At 60.5% G+C, this 24421-nt stretch carries 20 protein-coding genes; 8 read left to right on the top strand and 12 right to left on the bottom strand.

Annotated features, from left to right (window positions below):
* Nucleotides 1-229: 229 nt before the first annotated feature.
* Nucleotides 230-1426, bottom strand: coding sequence for a UDP-galactopyranose mutase (glf, locus tag HMPREF2935_RS01060; protein ID WP_070731628.1), 1197 nt, complete (start codon nt 1424-1426; stop codon nt 230-232).
* A 204-nt stretch (nt 1427-1630) separates the two neighbouring features.
* Between glf and HMPREF2935_RS01055 the strand changes: the two genes are divergently transcribed.
* Nucleotides 1631-3790 (top strand): N-acetylmuramoyl-L-alanine amidase, encoded by a 2160-nt coding sequence (locus HMPREF2935_RS01055; RefSeq protein ID WP_070731626.1) that lies wholly within the window; start codon nt 1631-1633, stop codon nt 3788-3790.
* Between the two features lie 36 nt (nt 3791-3826).
* On the opposite strand, the gene HMPREF2935_RS01050 is transcribed toward HMPREF2935_RS01055, so the two are convergent.
* The 6 genes from HMPREF2935_RS01050 to serS all read right to left on the bottom strand — a co-directional run bounded on the left by HMPREF2935_RS01050 (nt 3827) and on the right by serS (nt 12432).
* Nucleotides 3827-4663: a Cof-type HAD-IIB family hydrolase gene (locus tag HMPREF2935_RS01050; protein ID WP_061925066.1), complete on the bottom strand. Its 837-nt coding sequence runs from the start codon at nt 4661-4663 to the stop codon at nt 3827-3829.
* 122 nt (nt 4664-4785) lie between these two features.
* Entirely contained in the window at nt 4786-6333 is a 1548-nt protein-coding gene (glpK, locus tag HMPREF2935_RS01045; protein ID WP_070731624.1) for a glycerol kinase GlpK, read from the bottom strand.
* 45 nt (nt 6334-6378) lie between these two features.
* Complete coding sequence (locus tag HMPREF2935_RS01040; protein WP_061925072.1) at nt 6379-7119, bottom strand: MIP/aquaporin family protein; 741 nt, start codon at nt 7117-7119, stop codon at nt 6379-6381.
* 27 nt (nt 7120-7146) lie between these two features.
* On the bottom strand, nt 7147-8859 hold the full coding sequence (locus tag HMPREF2935_RS01035; protein WP_061925075.1) for a glycerol-3-phosphate dehydrogenase/oxidase: 1713 nt from the start codon (nt 8857-8859) through the stop codon (nt 7147-7149).
* Nucleotides 8860-9213: 354 nt separating this feature from the next.
* Nucleotides 9214-11034, bottom strand: coding sequence for a lysophospholipid acyltransferase family protein (locus tag HMPREF2935_RS01030; protein WP_070731623.1), 1821 nt, complete (start codon nt 11032-11034; stop codon nt 9214-9216).
* 141 nt (nt 11035-11175) lie between these two features.
* Complete coding sequence (gene serS, locus HMPREF2935_RS01025; RefSeq protein ID WP_070731621.1) at nt 11176-12432, bottom strand: serine--tRNA ligase; 1257 nt, start codon at nt 12430-12432, stop codon at nt 11176-11178.
* A gap of 65 nt (nt 12433-12497) precedes the next feature.
* On the opposite strand from serS, the gene HMPREF2935_RS01020 reads away from it, so the two are divergent.
* From HMPREF2935_RS01020 to HMPREF2935_RS01010, 3 genes are read left to right on the top strand one after another with little or no spacing between them, the layout of a single operon-like run.
* Entirely contained in the window at nt 12498-13232 is a 735-nt protein-coding gene (locus tag HMPREF2935_RS01020; protein WP_070731620.1) for a GntR family transcriptional regulator, read from the top strand.
* Between the two features lie 44 nt (nt 13233-13276).
* Entirely contained in the window at nt 13277-14359 is a 1083-nt protein-coding gene (locus tag HMPREF2935_RS01015) for a septum formation family protein (protein WP_070588556.1), read from the top strand.
* Nucleotides 14360-14404: 45 nt separating this feature from the next.
* Nucleotides 14405-14752 (top strand): metallopeptidase family protein, encoded by a 348-nt coding sequence (locus HMPREF2935_RS01010; RefSeq protein ID WP_096337089.1) that lies wholly within the window; start codon nt 14405-14407, stop codon nt 14750-14752.
* Nucleotides 14753-14761: 9 nt separating this feature from the next.
* On the opposite strand, the gene HMPREF2935_RS01005 is transcribed toward HMPREF2935_RS01010, so the two are convergent.
* Complete coding sequence (locus tag HMPREF2935_RS01005) at nt 14762-15427, bottom strand: histidine phosphatase family protein (protein ID WP_062043068.1); 666 nt, start codon at nt 15425-15427, stop codon at nt 14762-14764.
* Nucleotides 15428-15438: 11 nt separating this feature from the next.
* On the bottom strand, nt 15439-16356 hold the full coding sequence (gene pheA / locus HMPREF2935_RS01000; RefSeq protein WP_061925094.1) for a prephenate dehydratase: 918 nt from the start codon (nt 16354-16356) through the stop codon (nt 15439-15441).
* Nucleotides 16357-16389: 33 nt separating this feature from the next.
* Here pheA and HMPREF2935_RS00995 point away from each other — a divergent pair, with 33 nt between their 5' ends.
* From HMPREF2935_RS00995 to HMPREF2935_RS00985, 3 genes are all read left to right on the top strand, one after another.
* Nucleotides 16390-17538, top strand: a complete 1149-nt coding sequence (locus HMPREF2935_RS00995; RefSeq protein WP_070731618.1) for an amidase — start codon at nt 16390-16392, stop codon at nt 17536-17538.
* Nucleotides 17535-18284 (top strand): CPBP family intramembrane glutamic endopeptidase, encoded by a 750-nt coding sequence (locus HMPREF2935_RS00990; protein ID WP_210400709.1) that lies wholly within the window; start codon nt 17535-17537, stop codon nt 18282-18284. Before HMPREF2935_RS00995 ends, HMPREF2935_RS00990 begins: the two co-directional genes overlap by 4 nt.
* 103 nt (nt 18285-18387) lie before the next feature.
* Nucleotides 18388-19731: an LCP family protein gene (locus HMPREF2935_RS00985; RefSeq protein ID WP_070731615.1), complete on the top strand. Its 1344-nt coding sequence runs from the start codon at nt 18388-18390 to the stop codon at nt 19729-19731.
* A 118-nt stretch (nt 19732-19849) separates the two neighbouring features.
* Here HMPREF2935_RS00985 and HMPREF2935_RS00980 read toward each other — a convergent pair whose 3' ends face one another.
* From HMPREF2935_RS00980 to HMPREF2935_RS00970, 3 genes are read right to left on the bottom strand one after another with little or no spacing between them, the layout of a single operon-like run.
* A complete protein-coding gene (locus HMPREF2935_RS00980) occupies nt 19850-20770 on the bottom strand; it encodes a DUF5926 family protein (RefSeq protein ID WP_061925103.1) in 921 nt (306 codons plus the stop codon).
* Between the two features lie 21 nt (nt 20771-20791).
* Nucleotides 20792-21490, bottom strand: coding sequence for a glycerophosphodiester phosphodiesterase family protein (locus HMPREF2935_RS00975; RefSeq protein ID WP_062043054.1), 699 nt, complete (start codon nt 21488-21490; stop codon nt 20792-20794).
* A complete protein-coding gene (locus HMPREF2935_RS00970; protein WP_061925105.1) occupies nt 21490-22437 on the bottom strand; it encodes an L-lactate dehydrogenase in 948 nt (315 codons plus the stop codon). The genes HMPREF2935_RS00975 and HMPREF2935_RS00970 overlap by 1 nt, the downstream gene beginning before the upstream one ends.
* Before the next feature lie 130 nt (nt 22438-22567).
* Between HMPREF2935_RS00970 and HMPREF2935_RS00965 the strand changes: the two genes are divergently transcribed.
* Entirely contained in the window at nt 22568-24415 is a 1848-nt protein-coding gene (locus tag HMPREF2935_RS00965) for an alpha/beta-hydrolase family protein (RefSeq protein ID WP_083313153.1), read from the top strand.
* Nucleotides 24416-24421: the final 6 nt, after the last annotated feature.

Raw genomic sequence — 24421 nt, 5'->3', positions numbered from 1 at the left:
TCAACGCTCCTGAACACCCTCAAACACTACACACAACACTACACACACTGTGGTGTGTTGTGTAGTGTTCGCACGTGTTCCTCGTCCAAAATCCTCAAAGTAAGGGTTGATTTCGCAGGTCAATCATAGCTTTCCCGGCCTGCGCAACACTACATACAACACACCACCCAACACTCCACAGTGTGGTGTGTTGGGTGGTGTGTTGAGTGTTGTGTTGAAGGAGTTCGGCTTAGTGGCCGCGCTCCTGCTCAAGCGCCTTGCCCTCGTTCCAGAACGGGGCCAGCTTGTTGTCGAACATGCTCAGCGCGGAGGCAATGGCCATGTGCATGTCGAGGTACTGGTAGGTACCCAGGCGGCCGCCGAAAAGAACGTTGTTCTCGCGTGCCTCGGCGGCAGCGCGGCGTCGATAAGCCTCGAGCTTGGTGCGGTCCTCTGGAGTGTTGATTGGGTAGTACGGCTCGTCGCCAGACTCGGCGAAGCGCGAGTATTCCTTCATGATGACAGTCTTATCTTTCGGGTACTTATCCTGCCGTTCTGGGTGGAAGTGGCGGAACTCGTGGATGCGGGTGTAGTCAACGTCAGCATCGTTGTAGTTCATCACCGGGGTGCCCTGGAAGTCGCCGGTCGGCAAAACCTCAAGATCAAAGTCCAGGGTGCGCCAGCCCAACTCACCCTCAGAGAAGTCGAAGTAGCGATCCAACGGGCCGGTGTAAACAACCGGCGCATCCGGATTCTCTTCGCGAACTTGTTCGCGAACCTCGAACCAATCGGTGTCCAGCTGGACGTCGATAAGCTCGTGCTTCGCCATGTTCTCCAGCCATGCCGCGTAACCGTCTACCGGCAGGCCCTCGTAAGTGTCGTTGAAGTAGCGGTTATTGAAGGTGTAGCGCACAGGCAGGCGGGTGATGTTGCCTGCTGGCAGCTCCTTCGGGTCTGTCTGCCACTGCTTTGCGGTGTAATCGCGGATGAATGCTTCGTAGAGCGGACGACCAATAAGAGCGATGGCCTTCTCTTCCAGGTTCTGCGCCTCATCAACGTCGAACTCGCCGGCCTGATCCTTGATGAGCTGGCGTGCCTCATCCGGCGAGTAGTACTTGCCGAAGAACTGATTGATAAGGCCCAGACCCATTGGGAACTGATACGCGGTGCCGTTGTGCATGGCAAAGACGCGGTGCTGATAGTCGGTGAAATCAGTGAACTGATTGACGTAGTTCCACACGCGCTCGTTAGAGGTGTGGAACAGGTGCGCTCCGTACTTGTGCACCTCGATTCCTGTCTCCGGCTCCGCCTCCGAGTAGGCGTTGCCGCCCAGGTGGTTACGGCGCTCGACAATGAGCACCTTCTTGCCCATTTGAGAGGCCGCACGTTCTGCAACGGTCAGGCCGAAGAATCCGGATCCAACAACGATGAGGTCATAAGAAGTCATGTACCCCACCTTATTGGAGATCGCCCTTCTCGCCGGGGATGACACCCACAAAGAACTTCATCAAGAATGCACTTTTGACGCGTGTCGGAACAGGATTAACAGAAACAACAAAAGTAACATTTTGCGCAACTGTTAACTTTCGTAATTCGGTTTGAGCTGTCTAAACCACCCGCACGCGTTACGCAAAACCTCAAGGGAGATAACGTGCAACTACGACGCCGTCTCGTTCCTACCAAGTCGAAGTGGTCCACTCCGATCATCGCTGCTGTCACCTCTGTCTCGATGGTTGCGGCTGCCGCCTTCGGTGGCCACCAAGTGCTGCGCACCCAAGAAAACGGCTCCGGCCCCATCGAAGTAGCTTCCGCCTTGACGAGCTTTGGCGACGGCGAAACCGTCGTTGTCGATGACGCTGCTATCTCTGCCCAGGGCGAAGGCGACGGCCCCCGCGCCGTCAAGCAATTCCACCGCGACGAGCCTTTCTCCATGTTCGCTGTGACCTGGAAGGGCGCTCGTGACGTCGCCGCTTTCGTGCGCGCGAAGCAGGCTGACGGTTCGTGGTCGCAGTGGTACGGCATGGACAACTCGGGTTATACCAACGACGATCCGAACGCCACTAACGGCACCGAGCTGATTTACACCGACACCACCAACGACGTGCAAGTTTCCATCAACAACGTAGATCTTGTCTCGGGCACCAACCTGGACAAGAGCTTCGAGGAAACCCCCGTGGAAGAAGATGGTGCACAGGCCCCGGGGTCCGCGGCACAGGAACCCTCGACACCGGCGGCGTCGGCAAGCCAGACGCCTGCTTCCGCACCGGCGGAGGACTCCAATCAGTCCGTGATTGAACAGGCCGCGGAAGCAGCAGCCAACCCGCACCCGGCGCCGCTGCCGTACAACGTCGGTGACATTGCGCCGGTGGCTGACGTGCAGGAGATGGACACTAAGGATTCCGGCGCACAGGAATCTGGCGCACAGGAATCTGGCGCGTCGGCAAACAACACCAGCACCGAGGGCATGGAGGCTGTCTTCATTGACGGCAATGCGCAGGCTGGCGAGGCTATCGAGCAGACCGCCGTCACCGACGGCATGCCAAGGGTCGTCTCCCGCGCGGGCTGGGGTGCGGACGAGTCTAAGCGCTGCATGGGGCCAGACTACGACGACGGCGTTAAGGCACTGACCCTGCACCACACCGCGGGCAGCAACAACTACACCAAGGCTGATGCTGCAGCGCAGGTGCGCGGAATCTACCACTACCACGCGCAGAACCTGGGCTGGTGCGATATCGGATACAACGCACTGGTGGATAAGTACGGCACCATCTATGAGGGCCGTTACGGCGGCCTCGATAAGGCCGTGCAGGGCGCACACGTTGGCGGCTTTAACACCAACACGTGGGGTATCTCCATGATTGGTAACTACGAAACCACAGCACCGACGGAAGCCATGCTGAATTCCGTGGCGGAAATCGCTGGCTGGAAGGCCGCGATCTCCAACATCAACCCGAAGGGCTCCACCGACCTGGTCTCCGGCGGCTTCAACGGCTCCCGTTTCCCAGCAGGAACGGTTGCTCACGTTCCGACCTTCCACGGCCACAATGACCTGCACTACACCGCCTGCCCAGGCAAGTACACCGTGGCACGTTGGGGCGATATCCGCAATGCGACCTACCGCAAATACCAGTCCATCAAGAACGGCACTGCCGGCTCCGGTGCGCAGCTGCCATCCAACGATGGCACCAACACGAACACTGGGACGAATACCGGCACCACGACGCCGGGTACCAATAATCCGGGTGGAAACACCGGCGGAAACCCAGGCGGAAACACCGGTACGAACGGCGCTACCTCCTCCCTGGGCGGCGTCCAGGTGCCGGTTGCAGTAGTCCAGGCGGTTGCCGGTATCGCCGCGACTTTGGTCGGCATCTTCCTGTCTCGCTCGGGCCAGAAGGTCGACGGCAATAAGACCGTCGTCGGTGGCCTGACCACCTCGGAGATTCCAAACATTGTCTCCAAGGTCGTCCAGATCTCCGGCAACCCGAGCCTGCAGCAGTCCTGGACGGCAATCCTGAACGCCTTCGGCCCGGTTCTCGGCCTCGCAGTAGGCGGCCCGGACTTCAAGGCGGGCATTGTCTCCCAGCTCTTTGAAAACGGCGTTGTTCTCTCTTCCAAGGAAACGGGCACCCACGCCCTGACGGGCAAGGTCGCTGAGGCTTGGTCCGAGGGCGACAACTCCACCAAACTCGGCCTGCCGACCTCCGACGAGGTCTCCACCGGCAACGGCCGCGAAATCCGCGTGGACTTCCAGGGTGGCTACATCCAGTACGACCCAGCAACCGAGAAGATTAACGTCTTCACCGACTAGTTGGCAGGGGGTGTCAGCCCCTGCAGGATTAAGGTGCTAGAACCATTGTTCTAGCACCTTTGCCACGCCCGATTGATGGTTGGCCATGGTGACTTCGTCAGCGGCCTCCTTCACGGCAGGATGCGCATTGCCCATGGCGACGCCGCGCCCCACCCACGACAGCATTTCGATGTCATTGGGCATGTCCCCAAAAGCGATTATGTCGCTACGTTCGATGCCGAAGTTCTCCGCCAGCCAGGACACGCCCTTGCGCTTGGTCACGTTGGGGGCAGCGACTTCGAGGATGCCCTCCGTCATCGAATAGGTAACGTGAGCAACCGTTGGGTCCACCCGCGGAGCAATCAGATCGTAGAGTTCAGGGGCGCTAAATTGCGTGTTACGGATAAGCAATTTCACCGCGGGCTCAGCCGCTAATTCATCGATGGAAACGACCCCAAAGCCGTCGAAAAGCGCGTTCTCGGAATAGCGGGGCTCCACCACAAAAAGCTCTTCGACGGGGTCGGCAAGCGAGGTCCCGCCGCGTTCCGCGCCGAAGCCTGCTCCCCCAAGCGGGTCGAGCACCTCCTGCGCCACGGCGATAACTTCTGTGATGGCGGCGGGCGAGAGCGCGTGAACATTGAGGAGCTTATCTTCCGCGGAATCGTAGATGACGGCGCCATTCGACGTCACGCATACCGGGCGGACGGGCAGCTGCTCCAGCACGGGCGCAATCCAGCGGAACGGGCGCCCGGTGGAAAGCGCAAAGTACGCACCCGAAGCCACGGCTCGGGCGATTACTTCACGGTTTCGCTTGGTGACGCGATGGTTCTTATCCAACAAAGTTCCGTCGATGTCACTGGCAATAAGGCGCGGCGCCCATAAGGAATCAACCATGCCCCACAGTCTACTTCGCGCCCGCAGGCAATTAGTGCCTCCTGCAAGAAATAAGGTCCCGCACCAAAAAAGATGCGGGACCTAGAGCGCGCTAGCTCATCGGGAGCTAGCGGGAGGGTTGCCTACTGAATAACGTCGTCGTCTTCAGAGTCTTCCCAAGCCAGGGAACGCTTGATGGCGCGCTTCCACTCGCTGTAGAGGTTGGAACGCTCCTCCTCATCCATCTTCGGGCTCCAGACCTTGAACTCACCGCTGCCGGTGTCCAGACTCTTCAGATCCTCGAAGTAGCCGACCTGCAGGCCAGCGGCGAAGGCAGCACCGGTTGCGGTGGTCTCCACGTTCTTCGGGCGGTGCACCTCGACGTTCAGGATGTCCGCCTGGAACTGCATGAGCAGCTCGTTGTGGGTCATACCGCCGTCGACGCGCAGCTCGGTGATCTCCACACCGGAATCGGCAACCATAGCATCGGCGACGTCGCGGGTCTGGTAAGCAGTTGCCTCCAGAACCGCACGGGCGATGTGATTACGGTTGGCAAAGCGGGTAAGACCAACGATGACGCCGCGGGCATCCGGGCGCCAGTACGGCGCAAAGAGTCCGGAGAAGGCCGGCACGAAGTAAACACCGCCGTTGTCTTTGACGGAGCGGGCCATGTTCTCGATGGAGGCCGCGTTCGGAATCATCTGCAGGTTATCGCGCAGCCACTGCACCAAGGAACCGCCCATGGAGACCGAGCCCTCGAGCGCGTAGACAGGGCGTTCACCCTCGCGCTGGAAGCACACCGTGGTCAGCAGACCGTTCTCGGAGAACTTCGGGGTGGTACCGGTGTTCAGCAGCAAGAATAGGCCGGTGCCGTAGGTGTTCTTTGCAGAACCCGGGCGGAAGCAGCCCTGGCCGAACATTGCTGCCTGCTGGTCGCCGAGGATGGCGCGAATCGGCACACCAGCCAGGGAGCCGCGGGCACGCACAGTGCGGAAGTCGCTGAGGGAAGGACGAATCTCCGGCAGCATGGAGGTAGGAATGCCCATCTCCTTGCACAGTTCCTCATCCCACTCGAGCTTTTCGATGTCCATGAGCAAGGTGCGGGATGCGTTGGTGACGTCGGTTGCGTGAACTGGCGGCTGGTCGCCGTCGCCCTCGGCGCCACCGGTCAGGTTCCACAGCAGCCAAGTATCGATGGTGCCGAAGAGCAGGTCACCAGCCTCGGCACGCTCGCGAGCGCCCTCGACGTTATCGAGGATCCACTTGACCTTCGGGCCTGCCGGGTAGGAGTTGATGACCAAGCCGGTGCGGCGACGCCACTTGTCCGGGCCTTCCTCCCCCGCCAGCTCCTTGCAGATCTGGGTGGTACGGGTGTCCTGCCAAACAATTGCGTTGTAGACCGGTTCACCAGTGTTTTTATCCCACACGACGGTGGTCTCGCGCTGGTTGGTGATGCCCAGCGCAACGATTGACTCGACGGAGACGTCGCCGTTGGCCAAAGCCTCGCCGACGGCGCGGCGGGTGTTGTCACAGATTTCCTTCGGGTCGTGTTCAACCCAACCCTTTTCCGGGAAGATCTGCTCGTGCTCGAACTGGCCGACGGAGACCTGCTCGCCGTCGTGGTTGAAGATGATGCAGCGGGTGGACGTAGTGCCCTGGTCGATTGCTGCTACGAACTTGTTTTCGCTCATGGATTTACTCCTTGCGTATTTTCAAAGATGCGGTGAGATGCGTATTTAAGCCAAAGCCATGGAAAGGAAACCGATGGCTACTGCAGCAAGCAGCGGGGCGACGATTGGCACCCAGGCATAGCCCCAGTTGGCGCTTCCCTTGTCCTTGATGGGAAGGACGAATGCGTACATCAAGCGCGGGCCCAGGTCACGGACCGGGTTGATGGCGTAGCCGGTTGGGGTACCCAGGGAAAGGCCGACCGAAACGACGACGAATGCGACTGCGAAATACTTCAGTGCACCAATCTCACCGCCGGAAGGACCAAAGGCAATGAACATCAACAGTACGCAGGTACCGATGAACTCAGTGACCGCATTCCAGAAGTTATTCGGGTGAGCAGGGCCAGTGAAGAAGATGCCACCGGTGGAGGCGTTCGCACCGGTTTCATTGCCAGCTTCGTCGAGGTTATTGGCGTCGAAAAGCTGCTTGAAGGCCGCCCAAGCAAGCAATGCGCCGAGCATTGCGCCCAATAGCTGGCCTGCGATGTAAGCAGGAACGAGGTTCCACTCAAGGCCGCCGTTGATGGCAACCATCAAGGTCACGGCCGGGTTGAGGTGGCCGCCGGAAGGGTCCGCCACGCTGGCGCCCACGAAAACTGCCATGCCCCAGCCCAGGGCAATGACAATCCAGTCAGATCCTTTGGCACCGGAGGTGCGCAGGGTAACCAAGGCGCACACGCCGTTACCCAGCAGGAGGAGCAGGGCAGTTCCGATGAACTCCCAGAGGAAAGCATCCATTGCGGTCATGCTTTTAGTCTTTCTCTTGAATGGTCCTTATACCTGCGGCTTGCCTGCCGCGCGCACGAGGATGTCGTTTGCTTCTTGGTCGGTCAGTGCTGCTTCTGCCTGCAGCTCGGCTTCGGTGTGCTGCTTGAATGCGGCGATTTCTGCCTGCTTGGTAGCATCGTCCCAGCCCAACAGCGGAGCGACGAAGTTGGCCACCGCATCGGCGCAATCGACGCCGCGGTGTGCGTACTCAATGGCGATGCGCAGGCGGCGCGAAAGGATGTCATCCAGGTGCAGTGCACCCTCGTGGGTGACGGCGTAGCGCACCTCAGCCCACAGGTACTGCTCTGCGCCTGGAACCGGCTTCAGCAGCTCAGCGTCTTCTTCTGCCGGAGCGAGGACCTCGCCCAGCAGGGAGCCGTAGCGGCCAAGCAGGTGCTCGATGACGTCCTGGTGCACTCCGTAGCGCTTAGCCAAGGTCGGTACCTGGTTAGCCAGAGCGTGGTAGCCCTCGGCACCCAGGATTGGGGTGCGTTCGGTGACGGACTCTGGAGCGTCGAAAGTCAGCTCCTTGACGGCCAGGTCAACGGCATCCTTACCAATGACGCGGTAGGTGGTGTACTTGCCACCGGCAACGGAGACGAGGCCCGGAGCAACCTTGGCCACGGCGTGGTTGCGGGACAGCTTGGTGGTGGTGTCGGACTTACCGGTCAAAAGCGGGCGCAAGCCGGAGTAAACGCCGACGATGTCGGAGCGGGTAATGGTGCGGGAAACGCGCTGGTTAACCTGATCCAGGATGTAGTCGATGTCGGCCTTGGTTGGTGCCGGATCCGGCAGAGATAGACCCTTTTCCCAGTCCGTGTCGGTGGTACCGATGATCCAGTATTCGCCCCATGGAATAACGAAGAGTACGGACTTCTCGGTGACGAAGCACAGTGCAGCATCGGCGTCGAGGGCGTCCTTCGGCACGACGATGTGCACGCCCTTGGAAGCGTGGACGGTGAACTTGCCCTCCACGCCGGCCATCTCCTGGATCTTGTCATTCCACACGCCGGTGGCGTTGATGAAGACGCGGCCCTTGATGGTGGTCTCGCGGCCGGTTGCAACGTCACGGACATGCGCGCCGGTGATGCGGCCGCCGCGGTCCTTTTCAAAGCCCACGACCTCGGTGCCGGTACGGACGCTGGCGCCGAACTCGGCGGCGGTACGCAGGACGGTCATGGTGTGGCGAGCGTCGTCGACAAGCGTGTCGTAGTAGCGCACGCCACCAACCACTGCGTGATCCTTCAGGCCCGGGGCAACATTCAGCACGCCCTTGCGGGTCAGGTGCTTTTGCATCGGAACGCTCTTTGCGCCGCCCATGAGGTCATACAAAGTAAAGCCGCCGAACATCATCACGCGCTCCCAGACTGGGTGGGTCAGCGGGAAGATGAATTTCAGCGGCTTGACCAGGTGCGGAGCCAGGGTGGACATGTTGAGCTCGCGCTCATGGAGAGACTCGGCGACCAGGCGGAAGTCGAACATCGCCAGGTAGCGCAGGCCACCGTGGAACATCTTGGAGGAGCGGGAAGAGGTACCTGCTGCGAAGTCGCGGGACTCGACAACTGCGGTCTTCAGGCCACGGGTAGCGGCGTCGACTGCTGCGCCTGCGCCAACGGAGCCACCGCCGATGATGACGACGTCATATTCCTCATCGGAGTAGTTCTCCCATGCCTTTTCAAAGTATTCCGGGTTGAAACTCTGATTGCTTAGCTTTGTCATTACTAAACTCATCTCCTTAACTTGCCCCTTATGCCATCGCAATACAGTCGCCGTGCTCTCGCACGGCGCGCGCTACGGTGACAGGTGGAGCCTCATGGTCGCCCAAAGTGGTCCATTCCCCGCCTCGGGCCTTGAAGATCTTTTCTCCTAAATCTTATGTTAGGGGTCACGACAGAAAGCGCGCTGTTGCACTACTCACTCGTAAGTTTCGCCACCGTAACCACCATTTTCCATGAGTTTTTATAAAGGAAAGAAACTTATTATACCCCTATAGGGGGGTGTAGACAGACAAATAAAAAGGAGCGCCCGGTCATATCCAGACGCTCCTTGCGGTTTCCCTAACCTTTTTAAGGTCTACTTCTTCTTATTCAACTTCGCCATCGCCTCCAGCACCTCGGAGACGCCAGCGCGCTCTGCCGAGTAGGTCACGGAACCTGCTTCTTTGACCAGCTCAATGGGTGCAGTCTCCAGCGCGACCACCTGCGTGTGGTCCAAGAAAACCTCGTCTCCTGCCTCACCAGCAAAGACGGTCACCTCACGCGGGGCCGCCCCCACTAGCTCAAGAATCTGCTCAGTAGCAACCCAACGACATGCCTCATCTGCAACCACGATTAGCCCCGTTGGGGTGTCCACGAAACGGGCACCGGGTACTTCACCCAGGACGTCCTTCACCTCACGCAGCTCGCGCTTGATATGACCAGAGACCACTTCCCCACCTTCGTAGGCCCATTCGACGACAATGTCGCTGTGTGCTTCGATGGCAGCAACGGCGGCGTCGGAAAGCGGATGCATGGCAATAACCTCGGAGCCATGCTTGACGACGCCGCCCTGATGCTCAATCCTCCAAAGTTCCTGCTGGATATTGGCAAAGGTGGAGTCTGGGTAAGCCGCCGCCTGCGGGGACATCAGCACCAGCATCTGCGACTCCGGATAAACGCCGGCGAATGCATCATGCAGGCGCTTGGTCACGGAACCATCCTCATAATTCAAGGTGGATTCATCTGCCACAACGATGCGCGGGATCTGCGTGAAGTGCGCCTTCATGCGGTGTGGCAGGCGGGAGACGATAAGGCGCGACTGGGTCGCAGCGCTCAACAAGCCCTGCTCCACTTTGGAGCCCGCGAAGACTTCCTTGCTACTGGTGGCGAGGTTGGCCTGCGTCTCAGCCACATCAACCTTGAGCTGTCCCATGATTTCGGTGACTTTGTCGCGGCCCTCACCCAAGCCACGAGTGGCCTCCTCGATGACGATGTTGAGGTTTTCCTTGATCCACTCGAGTGTCTCCGGGGTGGTGCGCTTGAGCTCCTCCACCTCGCCGCTGGCCGGCTTTGCGGTAATGGCCAGACGGTCCTTGACCAGCTCAGAGGTGGCTTCGGAGATGCGAGTCTTGAGCCCCATCAGGTCATCGCGCAGGCGGCGCACGCGGTAGCGCTCCGACTCGACCGCCTTATCCTCGCGCTCTGCTTCCTCCAGGCTCGGCGCTCCGCCGCCCATGCGGGCTGGAACCCAGAAAGCGCCCTTCGGCATTAGACCAAACTCCGCCTCGTAGTCCTTCCAGAGCATCTCGAGGCCTTCCTGCATGCGGCGACGAATCTCGGCGGTGTCTGCCTCGACGTCGCCAGTCGGTTTAAAAGGCTCGAGGGCACGGATAAGCAGCGGGGTATTGCTGCGGCCCAGGTTCTTCTTCTGTCCCTTGGTCCACAACCGTTGGGAGCCGAAGGTGACCGTCGGGATAATCGGCACGCCGGCTTCATAAGCGATGCGGGCTGCGCCGCCACGCATGCTGCGGATTTCGAAGCTGCGGGAAATCGTACCCTCGGCGAAGACGCCGACCAGCTCGCCGGCCTTGGCCAGCTCGATGCCTTGGCGGATGGAAGCTCCACCATCGATACGGTCTACCGGGATGTGGCCCATCATCTTCAGCAGTGGGCCCACGACTGGGGTCTTGAAGACGCCGGCCTTGGTCAGAAAGCGCACCAGGCGCTTCTTCTTATGCGGTAGAAAACCTCCGAAGACAAAGTCCATGTAACCGGTGTGATTGACCACGAGCACCGCGCCGCCCTTGTCCGGGATATTCTCCTCGCCCCAGGTGCGAAACTTAAGCCCCTGCGCAATAGTAACGCCCCGTGCCAGGGTGACAATGCGTTGATAAAAGAAGTCTTTAACGGCGTTCATAGTTCTTCCCCCTGGTTAAAATATGCGGGACTTTGTGAAGGCTAAAGGTAGCTCGGACAAAACAACTACTAGTTAAGCACGACAAGTCCCCCGGGTCAGGAAAACCCGGGGGACGTATATATAACTGTTAACTAATCTGCTTTAGCGCGGACACAGAACATCCTTGCCCACGAATGGGCGCAGCGCTTCTGGGACAACCACGGAGCCGTCGGCCTGCTGGTGGTTTTCCAAGATGGCAACGAGCCAGCGGGTGGTGGCCAGGGTGCCGTTGAGGGTTGCGGCGTACTGGGTCTTGCCGTTTTCGTCGCGGTAACGGGTCTGCAGACGACGCGCTTGGAAGGTGGTGCAGTTCGAGGTGGAGGTCAGCTCGCGGTAGCAGCCCTGGGTTGGAACCCATGCCTCGTTGTCGAACTTGCGGGCCGCAGACGAGCCAAGGTCGCCACCAGCGATGTCGATGGTGCGATAAGGCAGCTCCATCGCAGCGAGCATGTCCTTTTCCATCTGCAGTAGCATCTGGTGCATCTGCTCTGCTTCTTCCGGCTTGCAGAAGACGAACATTTCCAGCTTGTCGAACTGGTGAACACGCAGGATACCGCGGGTGTCCTTGCCGTGGGAGCCAGCCTCGCGGCGGAAGCAGGAGGACCAACCGGGGTACTTGATTGGGCCGTCGCTGAGATCCAGGATTTCATCCTTGTGGTAGCCCGCGAGCGCAACCTCGGAGGTACCGACGAGGTAGAGATCATCTGCCGGCAGGTAGTAGATCTCATCGGAGTGCTGGCCCAAGAAGCCGGTGCCAGCCATGATGTCTGGGCGAACCAGAACTGGCGGGATCATCAGTTGGAAGCCAGCCTCGCGCGCCTTCTGTGCCGCGAGCATGAGCATGCCCAGCTGCAGGAAGGCACCGTCACCGGTCAGGTAGTAGAAGCGGGCGCCGCCCACCTTGGCGCCACGCTTTACGTCGATAAGCCCAAGGGACTCGCCGAGTTCCAAGTGATCCTTCGGCTCGAAGTCGAACTCTGGGATCGTGCCAACCTCTTCGAGGACGATGAAGTCATCCTCGCCGCCAGCCGGCGCGCCCTCCACGACGTTGGAGAGCTGGAACTGCAGCTCGTTTACCTTTTCTTCAGCAGCAGCCAGTTCCGCCTCGGCCTTCTTGACCTTTTCCTTCAGCTCATTAGAACCCTCCAGCAAGGCTGGGCGCTCTTCTGGGGAGGCCTGGCCAATCTTCTTGCCAAAGGCCTTCTGCTCGGAACGTAGCTCGTCGGCTGCCAGGATGGCAGAACGGCGAGCTTCGTCGGCGGCCAGAAGCTCGTCAACAAGAGCTGGATCCTCACCACGGGTTACCTGGGAGGCACGGACAACGTCTGGGTTTTCGCGGAGGAACTTTAGATCAATCACGCTTAAAAGTTTAGCGCACTAAGCTGCCCTTGCAGTGGTAATAACCAGCGAATTATTATGTGTTTATGACCGCACAAATAATCACCGATGGACCCGTCCCAAAGCATGCCCAGCTGCGTGACATCCTCACCGAGCTGTGCAACACCACTTTGAAACCAGGGGACATCCTCCCAGGTGAGCGCATTCTGGAAGAGACTTATGGCGTCTCTCGCATCACGGTGCGCCGCGCCATCGGTGATTTGGTTGCCGCCGGACGCCTGCGGCGCGTGCGCGGCAAAGGCACCTTCGTCGCCCCTAATCCCCTAGTATCTCGTCTGCATTTGGCCTCATTCTCCGATGAAATGGGTGCCCAACGTGTCCAGGCCTCCAGCAAAATCCTCTTGGGCGGCCGCGCGTCAGCCCCGGATGAGGTGTCCGAGTTCTTCGGCGCCGATCCTTCCGTGACGCATACCCACCTGCGCCGCCTTCGCTTGGGCGATGGGGAGCCCTATTCCATCGATGACGGCGGGTATAACTCTGCCTTTGTTCCCAACCTTCTGGAAAATGACATCTACAACTCGGTCTACGCCATCCTGGACTCCAACTTCGATCTACCGATCACAGAGGCGGACCAGACGGTCACGGCGATTGCGGCGGATGCGGAGATAGCCCAGCTTCTCGACGTCGAGCCCGGCACCCCACTGCTGCACATCATCCGCAAGTCCCGCTCGGGCGATCGCCCAGTTGAGTGGTGTTCTTCGGTCTATCGCACCGACCGCTACCGGCTTACCACGCGGGTAAGCCGCGCTCTCGACACCTAAGAGATAAGAAGAATCCCAGGCAGGCGGGTACTATGGGAGGCCTTATGAGTAAGAATTCTCCTTGGCGCTCATCGTTTGCCGTCCGCTTATTCTTGGTGGCCACCCTCGCAGCCGCCGCGTTTCTCGGTGCATACGGGCTGCTTAGCCCGAATACTGGCAACCAGTCCGCTCCCAATAAAGCAGAGCAGCCCTCCGCCGAGCCGGAGGTAGTTGCATTTACCTCGGCCGAGTCCGGCACCTGCTTATCCTGGGACATCGACGGCAAGGGAGAAATCTCTAACTTCGCAGAAATTTCCTGCGACAAACCACACCGCTTCGAGGTTGCCGCCCGCGAGGATCTCAGCACCTACCCCACCAGCGAGTTCGGCCCCGACGCCGAACGTCCCGACGTCACGCGCCAGAATGCCCTGCGCGATGAGCTGTGCGAGTCCAGCACCCTGGGCTACCTGCACGGCAAATGGGATCCAAACGGCAAGTACGACATTGCATCTGTCCTGCCGCCACAGGCAGCATGGCAGCAAGGAGATCGCACCCTACTCTGTGGCCTACAGACCACCGATGAGGCAGGCGTTCCACAGCTAAATACCGGCAACGTGGAAGCGGTAGATCAGGCGGTCGTCGCCAAGCCTGGCGAATGCCGCAGCATCGATGACAAGCAGGTCGTGCGCACCGTGGACTGTGCGCAGCCGCACCAGCTGGAGACCGTATCCATCGTGAACCTAGGCGAACACTTCACCGGTGGCTACCCCAACGGTGAGGAACTGGATTCCTACCTCAACGAAACTTGTACGGCCGCCGCCATCGAGTACCTGGGCGAGGAAGAAAACCTTTATCAGTCCACCTTGCAGCCCTTCTGGGGCTCGGTCAGCGAGGCCGCATGGAACGGTGGCAGCCGCTCCGTGAACTGCTCTTTGATGCACCCAAACGATGGCCACTTCTCCGCAATCACCGGCTCAGCCACCGGCGGCCGTGACGCTCTGACTATCGACGGCGCGCCACCAGCAGTCCAGCCAGAGCGCAATCCGGTGCGCAAGCCTTCCGCAGCGCCCACCACAGCGCCTAACGCACAAGGCGCCCCAGCAGACAATAACTCGGCGGCTAACGCTCCGGCACCTGCCGCGCAGTAATAAACCGAGCAAATCGGCAATACAAAAAGCGATAGCGAGCAGCAGGTGTATTTAGTAAGCGAAGAGCGCTTCGATGAGATGGTCAACGATGCGCTCGATAAACTCCCGGACGAGTTCGTCCAGCGGATGCGCAACCTGGCCATCTTGGTGGAGGATTTCAACGCAGAAAATCCCCACCTGTTGGGCCTCTACGTGGGCGTGGCCCTTCCGGATCGCACTTTCGACCACACGGGCTTTCTCCCCGACACCATCTTCATCTACCGCGGTGCGCTGCAGGAATGGTGCAACACGGAAGAAGAGCTGGCGCACCAAGTCGAGGTGACTGTCTTCCACGAGCTAGGCCACTACTTCGGGCTAGAAGAACACGAGCTACACCATCTGGGCTGGGGTTAGCGCCCTCGGCTAGATGCTGCTGGATTCTTCCATATCGGTATCTGCCCAGCGCTTCAGTGTCCACTTGCCAAAGGGCTGGCCGTTGGGTTCCATCACCGTAAAACGTCCGTTTGCCATGTACCCGGTGTAGGCGAAGTCCGCGTCGACTCCGGTGGCGTGACGGCTGACCACACGAATGGCAGCGCCATGGCTGACAACGACCGCGTCCTCGTCCTCGCCTAAGTTAGCGGCAATTTCTTCAATCACCGGCTGATAGCGCTCCAAAACGTTGCGGTAGGTCTCGCCGCCTTCCATGCAGGCGTTCTCGTCGCCGTCGAGCCAGCCGCGCAGCGCCACCATGTAGGAGCGGTGGGCGTCCTCGCTGCCGTCCATCTCGAAGTCGCCGGCGAAAACTTCGTGGATGCCCGTCTTCACCTCCACAGGCACACGGATTTGGCCGGTGGCCTTGGCAAAAGACTCCGCCGCCAGCATCGCGGTTTGCTGGGCGCGCAACGCAATAGAGCAATAAAAGCGCACCTTGCGGCCTGCGGTTAGCTCCGCAAGCTCTTGGCCCACGTCCGTGGCCTGACCACGGCCACGCTCGGTAAGCTCGGCTCCCGGCGGGCGTGTATCAAGCAGGTGCTCGACGTTGGAGTAGGTCTGGCCATGGCGCACGAGAAAGATTCTTCCGCTCATAGTTTCCTACACTATTGGCCCTTCCGTGCCCGCGCTACCCATTCATCTGCCGCTTTCAAGCGCGATAGATCACGCGGCTGCGTGCCCTTATCCGAATAGGAGGGCCACGAACCCAAGAAGACGAGTTCTTCCGCGCGCAACCACAATGCGCGCAGCGCTGCGGCCACGGGTTCGTCATCGATGTGGCCTACTAGTTCCACGTGGAACCTATACGTGCCGAGTCCGGTGCGGGTAGGTCGCGATTCGATGCGGGAAAGATCCACGCCGCGGTGGGCGAATTCCTCCAGTGCGCCGACCAACGAACCGGGTTCGTTGGGAAGGGTAAAGACCACTGCGGTCTTGTCACGACCGGTGCGGGTCGTTGGTTTTCCGGGCAGCCCCGCGAGGACGAAGCGGGTGGTGGCGCCCTGGACGTCGGCCACGGCATCGGCAAGCGTGTCCAGCTCAAAGAGTTCCGCGGCGCGGGCCGGCGCTGCTGCCGCATCGACTTCCCCCGCAGCTACCGCCTGGGCTGCGGCGCCATTGGAGCTGGCGGCAACAAACGTGGCAGCGGGAAGATTCTCTGCCAACCAGCCACGGGCCTGCTGAAAGGCCACCGGATGGGTGGAGAAGGTACGCACGTCATTGGGCTTAGTGCCGGGCCGAACCATGATGCTAAACGCAACAGACAGGTCGACTTCGCGATAGATCTGCACTGCGTCGCCATCGACCAGGGCGTCGGACGTGGCGGTCACCGCACCGTCGACCGAATTTTCCAGGGCAACGCAGGCATAGTCCGCTTCACCTGCGCGCACCGCGTTCACAGCTGCCGCGGGCGAGTCCACTGGCAGCGGTTCCACGGCGGCGAATTCGCTGGCCATCTGCTGCAGGGCAGCCTCGGTGAAAGTACCGGCGGGGCCAAGGAAAGCAATTTTTGTTGCGTTGCTCATGCTGGCAACCCTAGCCCACTAGACTGTGGCGCCATGGAGTTTTCCCCGGATTTCAGCTTGGCGGCTCTCCGCGAATCGCTTGGGCATTTAAGCGCCGAAGAACATGGATTTACCCACCTCGACTTGGAGCGCGCACCGCAGGCGGAAGGCCGGTTGAGCGGGTGGATACTCTCCGCCAAGGATCTCAACGATGTAGCGGGCATGCCGACTACCATGGGGCATGCGCAGCGCACCTATCTCCCAGAGTTCAGCGATCCTTTCATCGAGCGCTTGGAGCAGCAGGGTGCGCGCATCGTGGGTAAGTCCGCGGCACCGGAGCTGGGCCTACGGATAGATACGGAGCCGGTGGGCCTGCCACATCCGGATAACCCGCTCTATCCAGGAAAGACGCCGGGTGGTTCCTCGGGCGGTGCGGCCGTGCAGGTGGCCCGAGGGTTGCTGCGTGCGGCCCATGCTTCGGACGGCGGCGGCTCCATCCGGGTGCCCGCTGCGGCTTGTGGCGTGGTGGGCTTCAAGCCCTCCGGCGAGGAGCTGGCAGTGCAGGGCTTTATTGCGCGCACTCTTGACGACGCCGCTTTTCTCCACGAACTGCGCCCACGGACGCCACGCGCACGGGTAGGCGTGCTGGTCGATCCGCTCTTTGCTTCCACGGCCGTTGCCCCGCACATGCTGCAGGCGGTCAATGAAGCAGCGCAGTCCTTGGAAGGCCAGGGTTTTGAAACGGTGTCGATTTCGCCCTATCCGCAGGCAGGCGAGACATTCCGGGCTTTCCAGCACCTATTCATGCGCAAGCTGGCCAAGCTGCCGGAGACCACCGGCTATGCCGAGTGGATTCGCCAGCACGGGATGCAGGTTAGCAACGCGGAGCACGCGGCGGCGCGCGAACACGCGGCGCAGCTGCCAGCGTTGTTAGCGGAGTACTGGCAGGTAGACGCCATTCTCACACCAATGCTGGCCTATGATCCGCCCAGGCGCGGCGCGTTCACCTCCCTCCCGCACCAGGAGAATTTCGACGAACAAACGCGGTGGTCGCCGTGGGGCTCGCTGTTCAACGTCGCGATGCTGCCCGCGGTTTCGATTCCCTGGAAGGTGCCAGACCATCCGCCGGTGGGCGTGCATTTGGGAGGCATCACGCTTGACGACGCCGAGCTGCTCGGCCTCGCGAAAGTGCTGCACCCATGACGCGCAATCTACACAAGGATGCTCGACCCCAGGCGATGCGAGCAACGCTGACGGAAATCCTCATCGTCTTGGCCTTGAGTTTTGGTATTTCGGGCGTGCGCTCGGTGCTGCGGCTCATCGATGACCTGCTCAATCCAGCACCGCTGAACGAGCAATCGGTGACCATCAACTCGAGCCAATCTGTCTCCCCGTGGCTGGACCTGGGCCTGCAGCTCTGCTCCGCCGCCGTGCTGTTTTCCTGGGGCGCGCTGGCGCTCTATTTGCTTTCGGTCCGAAACAAACCCGCGGCGATGCTTGAGCGTTTCCCGCGTGTAAGGGATTGGCTGCAGGGCGCAGGCCTGGCCGCGCTCATCGGGTTGCCGGGGCTCGCTCTGTACTACTCTGCGCTGCACTTTGGTTGGACCAAGGAAGTCGTCCCAACCTCCTTCGATAATGCCTGGGTGGAAATGCCAGTGCTGCTTTTGAAGTCAGCCGCGAACGCCTTTGCCGAGGAAGTCGTGGTGGTCTACTGGTTTATGACCCGCCTGCGCCAATCAGGCTGGGCGCTGCCGGCCACCCTCGCGGCGTCATCAATCCTGCGCGGTTCTGATCATCTCTACCAGGGTGTATCGGCAGGTTTCGGCAACATCGTGATGGGGCTGGTCTACGGATACTTCTATGCCAAGACCGGCAAGGTCTGGCCGCTTATCATCGCGCACTTTCTCATCGACGCCGTGGCTTTCGTGGGATATGCCCTGCTTTTCTAGATTGCGTATTCTGTTTATTCACGGCCCAGTTCGGGACACACGCATGTGGACAAACGCATGTACACATATGGGACAGGAGTGAATTCGATGTAGAGTTGAGCGCATGACTGAATCTGGACGAGACCCGCATCGCGAGGCACGCCGCGCAGGTGATAGCCCTGTGCCCGCCTCCGGAGCAGATTCCGGCGCAGGCTCGGCCGCAGACTACGTGCTCGGTGCTGACGGCAAACCTATAAGGGACCGATTTGGGCGCCCAGTGCGGCGTCGCCAAGCAGCGCCGCGCCCACCGCGGGCAGGATCTGCAGCGAGTAACCCTAGCTCCCGCCCAACCTCTCCCCGCCCGGAAGAAACCCGTTTTGATGTGGGCGCATACATGGAGCGCAATCAGGGCGCGCCACGGCGCACGCCGCCCCGGCTCGAGCAACAGCCTATGCCACAGCGCGCGCCTCGGCGCGCAACGCCGGATGTACCGCGCAGCTATCGCTCACCTGAAGGCACAAGGGGCGTAAAGCCGCAGCGTCCGCATCGCCGCCGCAAGAAGGTAAACCCGATTAAGAAGTCTTTGGGCTGCCTGGGCTGGTTCGTGGCGATCATGCTCGTGCTGACTTTGGTCTTTACCTTGTGGACGGATTCGCGCCTGACCCGCATCGAGGCGATGCCGGAACAGCAGGTCTCCAATACGGCGGGCACCAACTGGCTGTTGGTGGGCTCCGATTCCCGCCAGGGGCTGACGGAGGAACAGCAGGCAGAGCTCGGCACCGGCGGTGACGTGGGCGTTGGCCGTACCGATACCATCATGGTCCTTCATATTCCGACCTCCGGCAAGGCCAAGCTGGTCTCCATTCCGCGCGATAGCTACGTCGAGGTACCCGGCTTCGGCATGGACAAGATCAATGCTGCCTTTACCTATGGTGGCCCGCAGCTGCTGACGGAAACCGTGGAGCAATCCACTGGCCTGCACATCGATCACTATGCCGAAATCGGCATGGGCGGCCTGGCCAACGTGGTCGATTCTGTTGGCGGTGTAGATATCTGTGTCAAGGAAGCGATTGATGATCCGCTCGCCGGCATCAACCTGCAGCCGGGTTGTCAGGAACTGCGCGGGCCGCAGGCTCTGGGTTATGTGCGTACGCGCGCTACCGCCATGGGTGACCTTGACCGTGTCCAGCGCCAGCGTGAATTCTTCGCAGCGCTGCTGGATAAGATCACCTCGCCGAGCACGCTGATCAACCCGTTTAGGACCATCTCCCTGGTCAACCACACCGCCAGCTCATTCATCGTGGGCGAAAAAGACCACGTCTGGCACCTGGCCCGCGTGGCGCTGGCCATGGCGAGCGGCGTGGAGACGGAGACCGTGCCAATCGGCGGCTTCGAGGACACCACGGTGGGCAACGTGGTGCTCTGGGATGAAGAAGCAACCCAGCAGCTGTGGGATTCGCTGAAGTAAGACCGCTCCCGATAAAGCAGCGATCATGAAAGGGGAGGCACCTCATCGGAGGTGCCTCCCCTTCTTTGTGTCTTTTGTAGGCGCATCGTCCGCGCGGGAAGTACTAAACAGCTACTTTCTAGCGCAGGGTGACCTGTCGGGACTTGATGTTCTCGAGCTGCTTGCGCTCGTCGGAGTTCAGGTTCTCGTCGTTGTCGATCTCTGCGGCGAGCGCCTTGTCGACACGGGCAAGCTCTGCCTCGTAGGAGTCGAATGCTACCTCTGGCTGCAGGTCAAAGACCGGCGCGATGAGGCCGTGGGTGCGGAAAACACCGGCGAACTTGGTGTTTTCACCAAGGTTCAGCTCGCCGCGTGCTGCAACGCGGGCCAGGGCGTTCAAGAAGGCGTTCTCATCATCGTTCGGGCGTACCCAACGGATGTGCGCCTTGCCGCCGCCGGCGTTTGCCCAGAAGGCGATGCCCTCGATGTCGTTGCCTACCTGGTGGGACTCGATGACGGAGTCGTTTGCCATCTGCATGGACTGCGCCACCTGCGGGGTGATCTGAGCGCCCTCTGGCATCCACCAAGAGAAATCCTGGTAGACGTTAATGTCCAAGTCTGCAGATTCCTCAAGCAACTCGCTAAGAGCCGGCTCGGAGCCGTCTGCCGCGGTGGACTCAAGGGTAGAGCCCGGCTCATTATTCTTTACCCAGTTCAGGGCGAATGCGAGGTCGCGGCCCGGGTTGTGGGTGTGGGACTGTACCTGCAAGCCCACGAATGCGTCGCCGCCGAACTCATCGTCACGGATGAGTGCGGCAGAAGCGCCCGGCAGAACGGTGGCGACATAAACGTTCTTGTCAAAGCCCTTGAGGGAGAGCTTTGCAGTCGCGGAAGGAACGAATTCCTGCATCGCAACGAGGGAAGCCTCAGCGCTCAAGCCGCCGAATGGACGGGCATCCTTTTCTAGGGCCGCGCGCTCTGCGGCGCGAGCAGCTAGCTTGGCCTGACGGCGAGACATTCCCTCAGGCAGCTGTTCCTTGTTCTTTTTCTTCTTGGCCATGTTCACCAATCTACCTGCTGGCTAGAGCTCGATGGCGTGTAGGGCCACTTCTGGTTGATTCGTGGCCAAAATGTCTATTCCGTTGGACCACGCCCATTTCATGTCATCCGGTTTATCCACCGTCCACAGATAGGTAGGAAGCCCAAAGGCCCCGATGTCATCGGGGCGCAATTTGGCACGCAACAACGACATGCCCAGGCCCGTTGGGCGGGAAAGCAAAACATCCGGGAAGTGCCGCTCCCAGTCGCGACGTAGATAGAAGCGATCGACCTGCGGGGCAAGAGACTGCATGCGCCGGACTGCTTTGTGGGAAAAGGAAATCATGTGGATGCGGGGGTCATCGAGAAGCCCGGCGTAGCGCAAGCGCAGCACCAGCTGTTCTTCAAGGACATCACCCTGGCCGGAGGGATGCTTGGTTTCGATGTAAAGGTGATGCGGGTTATCGCCCAGCATCTCCAGCAATTCATCGAGCAGCATCATGCGCTGGCCACCGCCGATTCCGACTTGGCGCAATTCCTGCCAATCCATCTGCGCGATGCGGCCTGGGCGGCCCGCGGTGCGGTCAAGGGTGGCGTCATGGTTGACCACGACCTTGCCGTCCCGGGACAGGCGGATATCGCACTCGAGGCCGTGAATCGGCAGCTCCAGCGCCTTAGCAAATGCAAGAGGGGACAACTCCGGATATTTACCGGAGTATCCCCTGTGCGCGACAATTTTCACTATCCGAAAATCTCAGTCTTGATCTTGTTGAGCGTTTCATAGGAAGCGCGGAAGCGCTCCTTTTCGTGCTCGTCGAGCGCCAGCTCAACGACCTTGTTGATACCGGAACGGTCGATCACCGCTGGGGTACCGATGTAGGCATCCTCAACGCCGTACTGGCCCTGGAGGTAAGCGGATACTGGCAGGACGACGGCCTGGTTCTGGATGACTGCACGGGTGATGCGTGCCAGGCCCATGCCGATGCCGTAAGAGGTGGAACCCTTGGCGTCGATGATCGTGTAGGCAGCGTCGCGAGTATCTTCGAAGATCTTCTCGATGCGCTCGTTGTAGCCCGGGTCCTCCTCGGAGCGGTGGGACAAGGACACACCGCCGATATTGGCCGAAGAGACAACCGGGAGCTCAGAGTCGCCGTGCTCGCCGATGATGTAGGCGTGGACGGAGGTCGGAGCGATGTCATCCATTTCCGAGAGCATGTAGCGATAACGCGCGGAGTCCAGGATGGTGCCGGAGCCGATGACGCGCTCATGCGGCAGGCCGGAAGCCTTCCACACTGCGTAGGTCAAAAGGTCCACTGGATTGGAAGCAACCAGGAAGATGCCATCGAAGCCGTTGGCCATGACGTCGGAGACGATCGAGTTCATGATGTTGACGTTCTTATCCACCAGCTGCAGGCGGGTTTCGCCCGGCTTCTGCGCGGCGCCGGCGCAAATGACCACCATTGCGGCATCAGCGCAATCCGCGTAGGTGCCCTTGGTGACGCGGGTGCGCGAAGGCGCCCAGACCACGCCGTGGTTCAAGTCCATCACGTTGCCGGCGAGCTTCTTCTCGTCGATGTCGATGATGGCCAGGTGGTCGACGGTTCCTTGGTTAACGAGTGCGAATGCGTAGGCAACTCCAACATCACCTGCGCCGATGAGTACGACTTTGTTTCCTACATGATTTCCCATGAGCCCTATTGTGCCCCGAGTCCCCCAACTTCGCCTGTTGTACGCCCGATCTCACACAAGGGACTGTCCGATTTCACATCATTTATGCCCGATCAAACATCCCCTGCACGAGGGTGAGGATGCTGGTTGAATGGTTCGCATGCGTGATATCGCCCGCAAATTCGCCCGCACCGCAGCCATACATACCCTTTCAGCTGCGGTTTTCGGCCTGGAAGTGCTAAGCGATCTTACCCCTGGAGTACGCATGACGGGCAGGAGACGTTTGCCACAAAATATGGCGCCCGGCATCTTCGCCGCCGAGATTGCCACCTGGGCGGCGGTCTCACCCTCGCTCCTTCCTCGCCCGTGGTGGGTCACGGCCGCCAACGTCGCCATCGGGCAGGCAGCCGGACATTTCACGGCAACCACCGCTGCGTTTATCACTAAACGCGGGCTGCGCTACATCGGTAAGCGCCCGCAAGACAGGGTTGGCCCCACCACCCGCAGCCGCACCCACCTCGCACTGGGCGCAGTCACTCTTTTGATGGGCGTGCGCTCTCTGCGTAATCAGAGCGAGCAGGCCAAGCTGGTCAACAAGTACAACGAACGCGGCCCCCAGTCGGCAGCACTCGGCATCGCCATCGGAATCCTAGGTTATGGCAGCCTGCTCGTCATCGGCGAGGCCGCTCAGCTCACTGTCACCCAGCTCTCCCGCCAGGCCCAACGCTGGCTGCCACGCTGGCTGGCGTGGCCGTTGGCCGGATCAACCGTGGGTTATCTCATGACTTTGTTTAGTGACCGCATGCTGTGGCGGCGCTTCATCCACGACGCCTCGATGCAGGCGCTGCAGCTTAATAAGCTGGTCTATCCCGGCTCTGTGATGCCGTGGGAGCCTGAGCGCTCCGGCAGCCCGTGGTCCCTGGAGCCATGGACTGCCGTGGGCTCACAAGGCCGCGCCTTTTTGGATCGCGGCCCCCGCGCGCACGACATCAAGGACGTCATGCTCTGCTCTGATGCGCACGAGCCGATCCGCATCTTCATTGGCTTGGTCCAAGGCCGCGGCCCCATCGCTGCCGCTCAACAGGCGCTCGCCGAGCTGGAACGCACCGGTGCCTTCCGCCGCGACACCATCGTGATTGAGTTGCCAGCAGGTTCCGGGTGGATCAACAACTACTCGGTGTCCGCGTATGAGTTTTTGACCCATGGCGACTGCGCCACCGTGACACTGCAGTTTTCCTATCTTCCTTCGGTCTTTTGCTACGTCGTGGACCGCAAAGCACCAATCAATGCTGCGCGCGAGCTCATCGCCGCGGTGCAATCACGCATCAACGATATGCCGGAGGATAACCGGCCGAAGCTTTACTTCGCCGGGGAGTCTTTGGGCTGCTACGGCATCGTTGAAAACTATCGGGACTTGGAGGAATTGCTGGCGGCTTGCGACGGCGCGGTCTTTACCGGCCCGCCGCGGATGACGGCTTTTACCCGCCGTTTGGCTCGTAGCCGCGACCGCGGTTCATTGGAGCGGCTACCGCTTATCGACGCCGGGCAACACGTCAGGTTCGCTTCCACCCCAGAACACATGGAGCACGACGCCTTTGGCAACGAATACCAGCGCTGGCAGCGTCCCCGCGTGGTCTTTGGCCAACACGCCTCTGACGCCATCGTCTGGTGGGATCGCCGCCTTATCTTCATGCGCCCTGACTGGATCCAGGAACCCACCCCAAGGACGCTGTACGCAGATACCTTCAGGCGCCTGCCATGGGTGCCGTTCATCACCTTCTGGCAAGTAGCTCTCGACCAACTCAATTCGCTCAACGTCCCTGGCGGGCACGGGCATAACTACTTCGAGGAAACCTTCTGGTACTGGGATAGCGTGCTCGGCTCACAGGCGCGTACGCAGCTAACGCCAGAACTGGCAGAGCGCATGCGCGCCTTCGTCGAGCGCGACCAGCTCAACAAGCCTTCCGATTTCCGGCACCAGGTAAAAAAGCGTTTTTAGCTAAGA

This window comes from Corynebacterium sp. HMSC076D02 (assembly GCF_001813815.1).
In the GTDB taxonomy this organism is placed as follows: Bacteria; Actinomycetota; Actinomycetes; order Mycobacteriales; family Mycobacteriaceae; genus Corynebacterium; species Corynebacterium simulans.
This window is presented reverse-complemented; position numbering and strand designations above follow the sequence as displayed.